This window comes from Marinibactrum halimedae, from assembly GCF_021234875.1.
GTDB classification, from domain to species: Bacteria; Pseudomonadota; Gammaproteobacteria; order Pseudomonadales; family Cellvibrionaceae; genus Marinibactrum; species Marinibactrum halimedae.
Genome location: NZ_JAJQVM010000002.1, coordinates 214,830 through 228,235, shown reverse-complemented (window position 1 = coordinate 228,235; position 13,406 = coordinate 214,830). Strand labels below are relative to the sequence as shown.

The 13,406-nt window shown below is 46.2% G+C and carries 12 protein-coding genes; 5 read left to right on the top strand and 7 right to left on the bottom strand.

The genetic code is table 11. The features are described from left to right. Positions 1-92: 92 nt before the first annotated feature. A complete protein-coding gene (locus tag LU351_RS02140; protein WP_232592355.1) occupies positions 93-1,085 on the bottom strand; it encodes an alpha/beta fold hydrolase in 993 nt (330 codons plus the stop codon). Positions 1,086-1,597: 512 nt separating this feature from the next. On the opposite strand from LU351_RS02140, the gene LU351_RS02135 reads away from it, so the two are divergent. Both LU351_RS02135 and LU351_RS02130 read left to right on the top strand, forming a co-directional pair. Then, entirely contained in the window at positions 1,598-4,099 is a 2,502-nt protein-coding gene (locus tag LU351_RS02135) for an ExeM/NucH family extracellular endonuclease (RefSeq protein ID WP_232592354.1), read from the top strand. Between the two features lie 301 nt (positions 4,100-4,400). Continuing rightward, entirely contained in the window at positions 4,401-5,633 is a 1,233-nt protein-coding gene (locus tag LU351_RS02130; RefSeq protein WP_232592353.1) for a GGDEF domain-containing response regulator, read from the top strand. A 43-nt stretch (positions 5,634-5,676) separates the two neighbouring features. Here LU351_RS02130 and LU351_RS02125 read toward each other — a convergent pair whose 3' ends face one another. From LU351_RS02125 to rplU, 6 genes are all read right to left on the bottom strand, one after another. Beyond that, positions 5,677-5,955: a hypothetical protein gene (locus LU351_RS02125; RefSeq protein WP_232592352.1), complete on the bottom strand. Its 279-nt coding sequence runs from the start codon at positions 5,953-5,955 to the stop codon at positions 5,677-5,679. Positions 5,956-5,974: 19 nt separating this feature from the next. Further along, on the bottom strand, positions 5,975-7,033 hold the full coding sequence (locus LU351_RS02120; protein WP_232592351.1) for a pyridoxal phosphate-dependent aminotransferase: 1,059 nt from the start codon (positions 7,031-7,033) through the stop codon (positions 5,975-5,977). A gap of 50 nt (positions 7,034-7,083) precedes the next feature. Then, positions 7,084-8,217: a glutamate 5-kinase gene (gene proB, locus LU351_RS02115; protein WP_232592350.1), complete on the bottom strand. Its 1,134-nt coding sequence runs from the start codon at positions 8,215-8,217 to the stop codon at positions 7,084-7,086. Positions 8,218-8,298: 81 nt separating this feature from the next. Then, positions 8,299-9,492, bottom strand: a complete 1,194-nt coding sequence (gene cgtA / locus LU351_RS02110; protein ID WP_232592349.1) for an Obg family GTPase CgtA — start codon at positions 9,490-9,492, stop codon at positions 8,299-8,301. A 226-nt stretch (positions 9,493-9,718) separates the two neighbouring features. Then, positions 9,719-9,976 carry a 50S ribosomal protein L27 gene (gene rpmA, locus LU351_RS02105; protein WP_232592348.1) on the bottom strand — a complete coding sequence of 86 codons (258 nt, stop codon included), beginning with the start codon at positions 9,974-9,976 and terminating at the stop codon, positions 9,719-9,721. 21 nt (positions 9,977-9,997) lie between these two features. Further along, entirely contained in the window at positions 9,998-10,309 is a 312-nt protein-coding gene (rplU, locus tag LU351_RS02100; RefSeq protein ID WP_232592347.1) for a 50S ribosomal protein L21, read from the bottom strand. Positions 10,310-10,358: 49 nt separating this feature from the next. Here rplU and LU351_RS02095 point away from each other — a divergent pair, with 49 nt between their 5' ends. From LU351_RS02095 to pgi, 3 genes are all read left to right on the top strand, one after another. Continuing rightward, on the top strand, positions 10,359-10,619 hold the full coding sequence (locus LU351_RS02095) for a hypothetical protein (protein WP_232592346.1): 261 nt from the start codon (positions 10,359-10,361) through the stop codon (positions 10,617-10,619). Beyond that, entirely contained in the window at positions 10,591-11,553 is a 963-nt protein-coding gene (locus LU351_RS02090; RefSeq protein ID WP_232592345.1) for a polyprenyl synthetase family protein, read from the top strand. Before LU351_RS02095 ends, LU351_RS02090 begins: the two co-directional genes overlap by 29 nt. A gap of 201 nt (positions 11,554-11,754) precedes the next feature. Continuing rightward, positions 11,755-13,389: a glucose-6-phosphate isomerase gene (gene pgi / locus LU351_RS02085; RefSeq protein WP_232592344.1), complete on the top strand. Its 1,635-nt coding sequence runs from the start codon at positions 11,755-11,757 to the stop codon at positions 13,387-13,389. Positions 13,390-13,406 lie beyond the last annotated feature (17 nt).

Genomic DNA, 13,406 nt, shown 5'->3' with positions numbered 1-13,406 from the left:
CAAAGTAAGCGAAACAAATCAAAATTAAACCAGTACTAAAAAATAAAAAAGGGCGATAATCGCCCTTTTTTATTTCCCTCAATCTTCTTTTCTTATTGTTGCGTTTCTTCAAAGAAAGCTTTCATTTGCGCCATGATAGACCACTTATATTCATGCTGAATAAAGTGACCTCCTTTTGGATAAGAGAGATACTGAATGTTGGGTGTACAATCATTATTGGGCAAGTCATATACTTCAGACGAAACAAATCGATCTTTTTCACCATACACCATCAACACAGGTTGTTTGATCACATAGTTCGGATCCGGAATAACAGAACAATTAGGAATATAAGCCAGCGGCCAATTTAATGCTCGATAATGATTAAAAAGCGCTTCTAAGCTTTCCCCATCGTTAAATCTCCAGGTTTCTTCTAAATCAATACCCAATGCCCAAGGTACACGATTGAGAGAGCGCTCCGAATAAACATATTCTTTAAAAAACGCCACGTTATCACTGAGAACGCCTTCAACAGTCCAAGGTACAAGACCATTGCGGATAAGTGGAATATACCCATCTAGCGCTGCTGCGTGAGCTTCACTTTCATGATAACCCCGCGTGTAAACAATCGGATGGGGCGTCGCCATGGTTACCATACGCTCCACTTTTTCAGGGAAACGAATGGCAACCTGCCATACTGTGGAAGCCCCCCAGTCATGTCCAACCAGTGTAAACGAGTCGTAACCAAGTTTCGCCGCGACCGCGACCGCATCTTCAGCCAATTTATCGGTGGTGTATTCTTCTACACCTTGAGGAATCGAGGATGGAAAATAACCACGAGAAGTGTACGCCACAGAGTAGTAATAATGTCCAAAATAGCTTAAATATTCTTCCCAAACTTCTGCACGCTCAGGCGCGCCGTGAATAAACAATACCAGCGGTGCCCCTTTCTTTCCTTTTGATATGTAATGTAAACGGTTGCCGTTATCCAATTCAAGAAAACCTTCTTCTCTTACGGCAAATGCACTGGCTGCTACTGACAACAAAAGTACACATGAAATAATACAACCGACAATAGATTTAATACGAAAAATCCTTGTTTTCATTTTTCAACTCCAAGAAACGTATGACAATAAATGTTTGCTTTTCTGTAAATAAGCGTACGATTAATTAACATTTAAGTCATTGGTATTCAAGCACTCCCGATAAAATCTAAACAAATTCCATTGCTGCGTTTTAATTAACACTTATTAAAACTGATTCAGTCTATTACCTTTTTAATAATAGCCATCGGTTAAATAATTTAATGGCGTGGAAAAATCTTTTCCAGTTAATTAGAAATTATCAAATGCCAAATTTAATCTCAAAAAATATCAATTATTCTAAAAATCATTAGTCTGTCACAAATTTCTTCACCGCCCTCATAAAATTGACACAAATATGCCTTAAATTAACCCAATAATCAGGTATTTCAATTTTTAGACCGAAAAATAAACAGAAAATAACAATAGAGATCGAAAAGACAATAAACCGCAACGTCTTCACCTGATTCGAACTCAAATGCATTAGCAAATAATTTAATGTTTAAAACCCGTTACATAACAAATAGGAAATGATGATGAAAAAATGGTTGTGGACAGCACCGGTGTTGCTAACCAGTATGACAGCCAGTGCTGACATGGTTATTAGTGGTGTGTTTGATGGCACTCTACCCGGTGGCGTTCCTAAAGGTGTGGAACTCTATGTTACCGAGGACATTAACGATTTAAGCCAATATGGCGTTGGCTCTGCAAATAACGGTGGCGGGTCCGATGGTGAAGAATTCACCTTCCCAGCCATTAGCGTGAGCGCTGGTTCTTATATTTATGTCACCAGCGAAGATGCAGCCTTTGAAGAATTTTTCGGCTTTACTCCAGATATCGCCTATACCTCTTCTGCTGCAGCCATCAACGGTGACGATGCCATTGAATTATTCAAGAACGGATCCGTCATTGATGTTTTTGGTGACATTAATGTGGATGGTAGTGGCCAGAGCTGGGATCACCTAGACGGCTGGGCTTACCGCTTGAGTGGTCAAAACGCCAATGGTGGAACCTTTGATAGCAGTCACTGGCTGTTTAGTGGCACCAATGTGTGGGATGGCGCGAGTAACAATGAGGGCAGCACTGCTGTGATGCCAGTCGCGACCTTCACCCTAGATGCCACGCCCGGTGATGGGGATGACGACAATGGCAACACCGTGGTGATTGGTACGTGTAATGATGAAGCAACGCTAATCAGCACTATCCAAGGCGCTGGCAGAGAAGTCACCTCAACAGATACCGTCGTTGTAGAGGGGATTGTGACCGGCATTCGCAATAATGGCTTCTTTATTCAAGAAGAGCCCAGCGATAGCGATATGGACAGTGCAACGTCTGAAGGTATTTTTGTCTTCGGCGATAGCTCAGCGGTCGCTGTTGGCGAGGTCGCCCGAGTATTAGGCGCTCCAACCGAGTTTTACGGCAACAGTCAAATCCGTTCCACGGCCAGCCTCTCTTGTGGCGAAAGTGACGAAAACATTGCCGCTGTGCAAATTCCAATGCCTTACGAAGGTCTTCTTGACCTTGAATCTATCGAAGGCATGGTCGCCACCGTAACAGATGCCACCGTCTACTCACTGGACGATTTCACCAAATACGGCGAAATACGAGTGAGTGATTCGGTAAAATACACCCCCTCTGATGTGGGTGCACCACTGAGCACGTCGTTCTTAGAAGCAGAACAGAATGCCGATACCAATATTTTGGTTATCGAAGACAATGCTTCAGGTAACTACCCAGAGACCATCAATTTCTTCTCAACCCCTGAATTTGATGGATTAAATTACGACAATGCTCCTCGCGTTGGTGATTCAGTATCCGCCACTGGCCCATTGAATTTCAGCTTCGGCAGCTACCGCATCAATCCAACTAAAGAATCTTTCTCTATCTTATCTTCAAGGGACTTAGTGCCTGATTTGATACCAGGTAACTTAAGCATTGCCAGCTTCAATGTCTTGAACTACTTCAACGGTGAAGTGTTGGACGATGGCAGCATTACCTTCGACTATGAAGAAAACCGTGGTGCACGATCTGCCGAGCAGTTTGAACTGCAAAAAGCGCGCATTGTTCGTGCCTTGCTGGATATGGATGCCGATATCGTTGGTTTGATGGAAATGGAAAACGATGGCTTTGGCAAAGACAGTGCCATCCGCGATTTAGTGAAAGCGTTGAATGCAGCGGCAGGCTACAAAGCGTACCGTTACATCTGGACATTTAACACTGAACTGACCGGTACCGATGCTGTATTTAATGCAATTATCTACAAGCCTCGCGTGGTGATTCCTTGGGGTCGTATGCAAAGTGTTGAAATGCCAATCCAAGATAATGATGGTTACCTCGTGCTCTCGCGTCCAAGTGTCATCCAAAACTTCTTGCATAAATCGTCTGGGAATAAAGTTGCTGTTGCAGTGAGCCACTTACGTAGCAAGCGCCCACGTTGTATCGAAGACAATATGCCTACCGATATTGAGTCTGCTCAAGGGGGATGTAATTCCTATCGCGTTTCCTCTGTAGTGAAGCTGGGTGAAGCCTTAGAGTCCATGAGATTGCCTAAAAATGTGGTTTTATTAGGTGACTTCAACGCTTACAGCAAGGAAGATCCCATCTCCATCTTAACCGATTATGATCCTACTACACGCGGTTACGAAATAATGACTGCCGCTAATACAGAGTTGGATAATGGTGAAGCTGTCGCTGTATCTAAAAATTACGGTTATGTTAATTCGCAAGACTTGGTAGAAGCATCCACTTACTCGTACTACTACTACGACACCGATCAAGTTGGCTCACTGGACCACGTTCTGCTCTCGCCTTCTGCTGCAGAGCGCGTTGTAGATGCGACTAACTGGGATATCAATGCGTCAGAATTATACCAATTGCAATATCACCAAGCCTTGCGTTTCAACAATGGCGCCAATGGCGATGCAATTGATTTCACCGCCATCGGCCCTTATCGCAGCTCCGATCACAACCCGGTTATAGTCAATCTTGAGCTGCAGTCACCATGGCGTGACTTTTTTAAACGCTGGTTCAAGAAATAAAAAGGTTAAACAATTAACCTGTAAAAATAAGCATTATCAATCCTTTCAAGGCCGGCTTTATGCCGGCTTTTTTATTGATGCATGACCGTACTAAGCATTCTTGAGTGTTCTTCTTTTCAATAACCCTCTCCATTAGAGATATTCATCACTCAATATCGCCAAACAATTACCAACTTTAGGGCTTGCTCTCAACAGTCATCGCATTTTTTAGCTATGGTATTGACTATGACCTCGAAAATTAGACCAAGCTAAGGACTCTGAAATCGGACTTGAATTAACCAAGCCAATCCTCTCGACGTGCATGAAAATATTGATTGTAGAAGACAGCGCCACTATCCGAGCAGGCATGATCAACATGATCTCCAAGCTCGGACACGAGCCGATTATTGCTCACTCTGGAGAAGAAGCCCTTCAAATGATCGGACTTACCGATTTTGACATGGTCATCATGGATGTAGACATGCCAGGGTTAGACGGATTTGAGACGACTCACCTCATGCGAGAAGCGCTTAATTATCGGTGGCTGCCGATTGTATTTGCTACGGGGAACGAAGGTGATGAGAAGGTACTGGAAGGCATTCGTGCGGGTGGCGACGATTACTTAACTAAACCGATTTCTCCTACTCTACTGGAAGCCAAGTTGATTGCCATGCAGCGTCTGGTGGTAATTCACAATGAGCTAGGTGAGTTAAACGAGAAACTCTCTTATCTCAGTACGAAAGATGAACTCACCGGGCTGTACAATCGCCGTATGTTTTCTCAAAAGGCTGAGGAGGTTGTTCAGCTGTCCAAGCGCTTCAACAAACCTGTCAGTGTCATGATGATGGATGTCGACCACTTTAAACTCTACAACGACTTTTATGGGCATGTGGAGGGGGATCAATGTTTGAAAATGGTGGGCAACTGCATCAGCAAAATTTTTAATCGCAAAACCGATTTGTTTGCCCGTTATGGTGGCGAAGAGTTTATTGTTCTGCTCAGTGACAGCAACCGTTATCAGGCATTGGAGGTGGCGGAAAAGCTGCTCAATGAGTTGGAAACACAAGGAATGCCCCACGCAAAGTCCACCACAGCAGCACATGTTACGGTAAGCATTGGGATTGCCAGCCTTAATCAAAATGAAGAAGTCAAACTCGGAGAATTAATTGAGAGAGCCGACAAAAATTTGTACGTTGCCAAAACATCTGGGCGAAATCGCGCCATTGCTGAGCGCGACAGCAGTCAAAAAACCATTCTGATCGCCAGTGCTGATAAACAACGTCGAGAAGAGCTTACCGTTCACTTACAAATTTTCGCCAATATTATTACGGCAGAAAGCCTGAGTGAGCGCTTAGATATTAATGAAAACCTACAACCTGACTGGGTTATTTACGATAAAAGCTGCGCCACCCTTACTCAATCATCCCAAGAAGATGGCGCAGGATACGAACTTTATGTTGAAGACACAGCAGGCGAGCTGGTCGAAAGCCTTGCCCTAAGCAAAACCTGCAACCTGGTTAAATTAACCGAAGCGTTTAAAAGGTTGTTCAGCTAATCTGGAAACTTCTGAACAACCCGAGCGTTCTTCCCGATGACAGTCAATGCTCATCGAATAACTGAATGGCATAGCCTGTTTCCAGCGCTTCTTTGATTTGCTGATCTTTGCGCTTAAGCCGAATGACTTTATCTTTGGTGAGCCGTCGCCGCTTTTCAATCACCACTTCATAAAAACCTTCTTTCATCACAAACAATCGTGCGAGCTGCTCTGCTCCGATCAAGTCCTTGAAATCGATATAAACGATAAAGGGAGCTTCGTGTCCGGCTTCGAATCCATGAATGGCGGTTTTGGCTTTAGCTGTTACTGAAAAAATATACATGGTTTAACGATTGTGTTCCTTAACCTTCAAAAAAGTGCTTCATTACTGCGATCAAACGCTGAGTCTGAATCTGAGTTCCAAGAGTAATGCGCAACCCAATCTTTCCATCTGTATCCGCTTTGGGGCGCACAAGAATGCCTTCGGCGCGTAATGCGTCATTGAGCATCTGAGCTCTATCGGGGAAAATCCACACAAAATTGGCGGCTGTTGGCCAAAATTGAATCTGATGTTCTTCGAGAAATGATTCCATCATTGGTTTACTCACGTTCATCACTTCTGCTACATACTGCTCTGTGTATTCAGGATGACGTAACGCCGCTTCGGCCGCGACTACCGCCAACTGATTAATGTCATAAGGGCCACGCACATTTAACAATGCCTGAATATTTTTTTCCGCCGCAATGACATAGCCAAAACGCACCGATGGAAGCCCCCAAGTTTTAGAAAATGTACGCGTAATGACGATGTTCGGGTATTCTTCAACACAGTCGCTCATACTCACTTGGGTATATTCAAAATAGCACTCATCCACCAGAATCGCCGCCTGAGGTGCAGCGTTAGCGAGCTCAATAATTACCTCTCGTGTCGTCAATGTACCTGAAGGATTGTTGGGGTTGGAAACCACAATCAACTTGGTGTTGTCATTGATCAGTGCCTTCACCTGTTGAACTGGGTAACCAGATTCGCGCGTGTAAAGCGGTTCATGAATAACCATACCTTCCACACCCGCCACTTGGTGGTACATGGGAAAACTGGGGCCAGGAATAATTGCCTCACTGCCTTCGCAGCAAACACCACGAATCGTTAACTCAATACCATGATCAGAGCCGTTGGTGATCATCACTTGGCTTTCATTCACATCACAATAAGATGCCAATTGAGCCGTGATATCGCCATATGCTGGGTAGGTTTGTAGGCGGTCACTGTTAATAAACGCAATCATGGCCTGCTTGATAGGTTCGGCTACCGGAATAGTACGTTCGTTAAAATCCAGCAACGTGTAATCAATCGGATTACGCCCTTTCAACGGTGGGGAATACGCCCCCATCGCTACGATGTGCTCTTTAAAAATACTCAAAACCACTCCCGAACCATGACTTATAGAATCTATTTTTAGATCAACACGCTTTACACTAACACCAAGTTATCGCGATGGATCAGCTCATCTTGATCTTTGTACCCTAAGCGCTCTCGAATCGACTCCGTTGAAGCCCCTTGGATCAATCGAACTTCTTCAGCAGAATAATTGACCAGACCTCGCGCAACTTCATCACCGTTGGTATCGATACACACCACCATGTCACCACGATGGAAATCCCCATGACATTCTCGAACCCCTACGGCTAATAAACTGGTGCCTTTATCGCGTAACACACTCACCGCGCCGGCATCTAGCGTTAATGTCCCGCGCATTTGTAGCTGTCCCGCTAACCAATGTTTACGAGCTTGCTGGGGTTGTTGGTCTGCCACCATAAGCGTACCCAGAGATTCACCTTCTAAAAGTCGACCGAGAACATTATCCAACTTGCCACCAACGATAATCGAATGGGCACCAGAGCGTGCTGCCAATCGAGCGGCACGCACCTTGGTAATCATTCCACCGCGCCCAAGGCGCCCACCATCACCCGCCATACGGTCTAACTCTGGTGATTGGCTGGATATTTCATTGATTAACGTTGCTTCAGGATTAGAACGTGGATCGTCGTTATACATACCCGGTTGATCGGTCAATATAACCAGCAGCTCTGCTTCAACCAGATTAGTGACCAGTGCAGCTAGAGTATCGTTATCCCCGAAGCGTATCTCATCGGTGACCACGGTGTCGTTCTCATTGACTACTGGAATTACTCCGAGGGATAGCAACGTTTTTAACGTAGAACGCGCATTGAGATAGCGAGTTCTGTTGGACATATCATCGTGATCGAGAAGGATTTGGGCGGCATGCAGTTGGTAGCGATGAAACGCTTGCTGGTAGGTTTGAACAAGCCCCATTTGACCTACAGCGGCAGCGGCCTGAAGTTCATGAATGCGGTCTGGGCGTTCTTTCCACCCCAATTGAGACATACCCGCCGCCACGGCTCCTGAAGACACTAAAACTACTTCAATACCCTGTTGACGAAGTTGAGCCATTTGAGTCACCCAGCCATTGATGGCCGGGACATCCAACGTACGTCCGTTGTCGGTTAACAATGAGCTGCCGATTTTCACCACCCAACGACGGGGCTTGGCAGTAGCAGAAAAGAATTGTTCACGTTGGTTCATTGGGGGTATCACTCAAAGACAGCTGGGCAATCTGTGTGATCACCCATAATTCAACAAGAAAAGAGAGTCTAAAAAGAGAGTCTATTGGGCGTAAACCACCTCTACATCGTAGTCATCGTCATCCCAATCGTCGTCATCCTGCTCACCTTTGCGCTTCGCTCGGGCCTGTGTTCGAAGTTCTTCAATTCGCTCACGCGCTTCTTGCTGCATCAATGATTGAATCTGGTTCTCTTGCTCGACAAGTTCTGGATCTTCTTGTTCCGCATCCCAGAGGCTCTCTAAGTGATGTAGTACTTCTTCGGCGACGGTTTGCGTACCTTGCTTACTGATTGCCGAAACACGATAAACAGGGCCTTCCCAGTTCAATGCATCAATCACGGCTTGGCATTTTTCTTCAAGCTCATCGGGCGGCAACAAATCGGTTTTGTTCAGTACCAACCAGCGCTCACGAGTGGCCAATGTGGGGCTAAATTTTTCCAACTCATCGGCAATAGCACGCACATTCTCTGCCGGATCAGAACCATCAAACGGGTTCATATCCACCAAATGCAACAACAAACGGCAACGGGTTAAATGCTTCATAAAGCGAATACCCAAACCCGCCCCTTCAGCAGCGCCTTCAATTACACCGGGAATATCCGCAATAACGAAGCTTCTGTGATCATGCACTTTCACCACCCCCAAGTTGGGTACAAGGGTTGTAAAAGGGTAATCGGCTACACGCGGCTTTGCCGCAGACACCGCACGAATGAAAGTGGATTTGCCCGCATTGGGTAAGCCGAGTAAACCTACATCCGCCAGAACTTTAAGTTCCAACTTTAAGTTACGCATTTCGCCTTCACTACCTGGGGTTGTCTGGCGCGGAGCACGATTCACACTGGATTTAAAACGAGTGTTACCCAAACCATGAAAGCCACCTTGTGCCACTTGTAAACGCTGGCCATTTTCGGTCAGATCCCCGAGCACTTCCTCAGTATCTTCATCTAAAATGGATGTTCCAACCGGCACTCTCAAAATCAAATCCTCACCCTTTGCCCCTCGACAATCACGAGAGCGACCCGGCTCACCGTTCTGGGCTCGGTAATTACGTTGATATCGATAATCGACTAACGTATTGAGGTTGTTGTCGGCCTCTAAAAAAACGCTGCCGCCATCGCCGCCATCGCCGCCATCTGGGCCACCTTTGGCGATGAATTTTTCACGTCGGAAGCTCATACAACCCTTGCCTCCGTTACCGGCTTCTACATGGATGGGGGCTTCATCAACAAATTTCACTTTATGCTCCTACCACTTGCGAACAGCGGCGACGCTGTGTGTTTAATATGGTGTAGTTGATATCACATCTATAAATTGTATAGATGCATTTGTCGCCTATTGTACGGGAAATTTTACTCGGAGTTCCCTAGACAACGAAAAAGCCCCACCATGAATCATGATGGGGCTTTTCGCCAACACTAAGTGCTGATATTCGTTTTGCGTTGTCTGCTATCGTTCAGAGAACTTAGGCAGAAACAATGCTGACGAATTTACGGTTTTGCGGGCCTTTGACCTCAAACTTCACGACGCCTTCAGACTTCGCGAAAAGAGTATGATCTTTGCCGATACCGACGTTAACGCCTGCGTGGAACTTGGTACCACGTTGACGAACAAGAATGTTACCTGCCGCAACTACTTCGCCGCCAAAGCGCTTAACACCAAGGCGTTTACTTTCTGAGTCGCGACCGTTACGTGTACTACCACCAGCTTTTTTGTGAGCCATGAGTATTACCTCTTTCCCAAATTAACCTTGAATTCCAGTGATTTTAACTTCGGTGTACCACTGACGGTGACCTTGACGCTTCATGTGGTGCTTACGACGCTTGAACTTGATGATTTTCACCTTGTCAGCACGGCCGTGGTTAACCACTTCTGCGGTCACTTTAGCACCATCAACCAAAGGGGCACCAACTTTGACATCGTCACCGTTAGCAACCAACAACACTTGATCGAATTCAACAGATTCGCCAGTAGCGACTTCAATTTTTTCTAACTTCAGGACTTCGCCTTCCGTTACACGGTGCTGCTTACCACCGCTTGCAAAAACTGCGTACATTAGCAATGCGCTCCAATATAATGGATTGGACGGTACGAAGTAGGCCGTAATGAAAAAAGATATTTTTTCAGGCCTTTTAGGTAACAAAGACTATTCAGTGCTACCACCAAAACTTGAACCGTATTTAAATTGGGCGGCGATTGTACGTAAAATACCCCTAAGTCACAAGTGCGAAGCCACTAAAACTGCAATGTTTGGCCGTTTAGAATCCATTGCTACCTTGACCTGCACCATGGACACTCCTAGGATGCAGGCAAATTTTTTGACAGGACCACTCTTAAATGCTGCCTTTTCATCAAGTCGTTGCTGATGACTTCTCCGCTGTAAACCAACTCATTATCGACCAATTGCATTCCGACGTAGGGTTAGTAGAAAACATTGGCCAATATTTGGTAGAAGCTGGCGGCAAACGACTAAGACCCCTTATCGTTTTGCTTGGTGCTAAAGCGCTGGGTTACAAACACCAACAGCACCTAGAGTTGGCCGCCATTATCGAATTCATTCATACCGCTACTTTATTACATGATGATGTGGTGGATATGTCGGAGTTACGTCGCGGACGCCCAACAGCCAACGCCAACTGGGGGAATGCCCCAAGCGTTTTGGTCGGTGATTTTCTATATTCCCGTGCATTTCAAATGATGGTCAAAATCGGCAAGATGGAAATCATGAACATTCTTGCCGATACCACGAATTTGATTTCAGAAGGTGAAGTGCAGCAACTGGTCAATGCGAAAGACCCTTCCGTAGGAGAAGACAGTTACTTTTCGGTGATTCATAAAAAAACCGCCGCCCTTTTTGAAGCCGCCGGCCAATGCGCGGGCGTGATCGCCAGCGGCTCAACGGAAGTTCAACACGCATTAAAACAATACGGATATCACCTTGGACTCGCCTTCCAGCTCATTGATGATGCCCTAGACTACGAAGGTGATGCAGAAACGCTGGGTAAAAACGTCGGTGACGACCTTGCCGAAGGCAAACCAACATTGCCTTTGATCTTTGCTATGAAGCACAGCAGCGAGAAAGACCGTGAAATCATTGCTTCAAGCATCCGAAACGGCGGCCTTGATCATCTATCTGACATCGTAAACATAGTAAACTCAAGCGGTGCGCTTTCCTACACGAAGAAAAAAGCAGCCGGGCACTCTGAATCCGCCATTGAGCAACTGTCGATCTTACCGGACAGCATTTATAAAAAAGCGTTGATCGATTTAGCTCACTTTGCCATTGGCCGGAATCATTAATAATCAGGGCTACAAAGTAAAACCCGGAAAAGCTCAATCACTAACTTCAACAATAAGAGCGCAGCTTTATGCGCCATCAACAATCTCAGTGAAAAACACCCTTACTGGGATTGAATAAAAATAAAAAGACTTGCAGAGGATTCGTTGCCGCCCCAAGGCGCGCATTGGAATAAGACTAATTAAGCAAGAGGCAATCATCGCATGCAGATTACTGGCGATACCTATACGTACCCGAGCTGGAGCCAATTACTGAGCCATAAAGAGCAATGGCAAACCACTCTCGCGGAGCTGTTTGTTAGTGCTCCCACTCGAACACAAGACTTTTCTCTGCAAGCCGCAGGCTTGTACTTGGATTATTCCAAAAACCACCTCACTGCCGAAACTCTCGGATTGTTAACCAACATCGCCAAAGAGGCCAAGTTACCCGAAGCCGTTGCAGGCTTGTTGGGAGGCGACATTGTAAACAACACCGAAAATAGACCCGCTCTGCATACCGCATTGCGCTTTCAGGGTGCTCCAAGCACGCCAGAGCAAGAAGTGGTTGCCGAAACCTTAGAAAAAATGAGCCCGTTTGTTCGCTCATTGCACGATGGCGAGTGGCTAGGTCAGTCTGGCAAACCCATCACCGACGTGGTCAATATTGGAATTGGCGGTTCAGACCTAGGGCCTCGCATGGTCGTGACTGCCTTGGCGGATGTAAAGAAAGCATCACCACAAGTCCACTTTGTAGCAAACATCGATGGCGCCGACTTAAGCGATGTGGTGAAAACGCTGAACCCAGAAACCACCTTGTTCATTGTTGCGTCAAAGTCGTTCTCAACCTTAGAAACCCGGGAGAATGCCTTGGCTGCACGAGAATGGGTGATGCAAGGTGGATGTGCAGAAGCAGACTTACACAAACACTTCGTTGCTGTCAGCAGCAACATTAAAGCTGCCGTTGAATTTGGTATTGCCGAGCAAAATATTTTCCCAATGTGGGACTGGGTAGGTGGCCGTTATTCATTGTGGTCAGCCATTGGGCTACCCATTGCCATTGCCATCGGCATGGACGGTTTCCAATCTTTACTGAAAGGCGCGAATGCCATGGATCAGCATTTCGCAGAAGCGCCCATCGAAAGCAATATGCCAATGCTGATGGCCTTAATTACCTTCTGGTACAGCGCCTGTTGGGGATACAACAACCAAGCGATTCTTCCCTATGCCCAACGCATGAGCCGTTTACCAGCCTATTTGCAGCAATTGGACATGGAAAGTTTGGGCAAACAAGTTGATCGTAACGGCCAGCCGCTAAAACACCATACTGGATTGGTTTTGTGGGGTACCGAAGGCACCAACGGCCAACACTCTTTCCATCAATTGCTGCATCAAGGTACGCAAGGTGTCTTGGTTGACTTTATTGGCAGCGTTAAGCCAATGAGCCCGCTGGATGGCCACCACACCCACCTGATGTCCAACTGCATCGCCCAAAGCCAAGCATTACTTACCGGTAAGTCATTGGAAACGGCGACGAAAGAACTGCTCGATGGCGGAGCAAGCGCGAGCGATGCTGAGACCTTAGCACCCCATAAAGTGATTCCGGGCAATCGTCCAAGCAATACATTACTACTGGAACAGCTCAACCCTGAGTCATTGGGTGCACTGATTGCGTTGTACGAACACAAAGTATTTTGTTTGGGCACACTGTGGGGGCTCAACCCTTACGACCAATGGGGTGTCGAGCTCGGCAAACAATTAGGCGCAAAAGTCTACCCAGCGTTAACCGGTGAGCCACTGCCTGAAAACTGGGACGGCTCCACCAAAGCATTGGTTGAACTCGTGAATAAAGGCAGCCTTTAATCTCGGCTTTGGCTTGT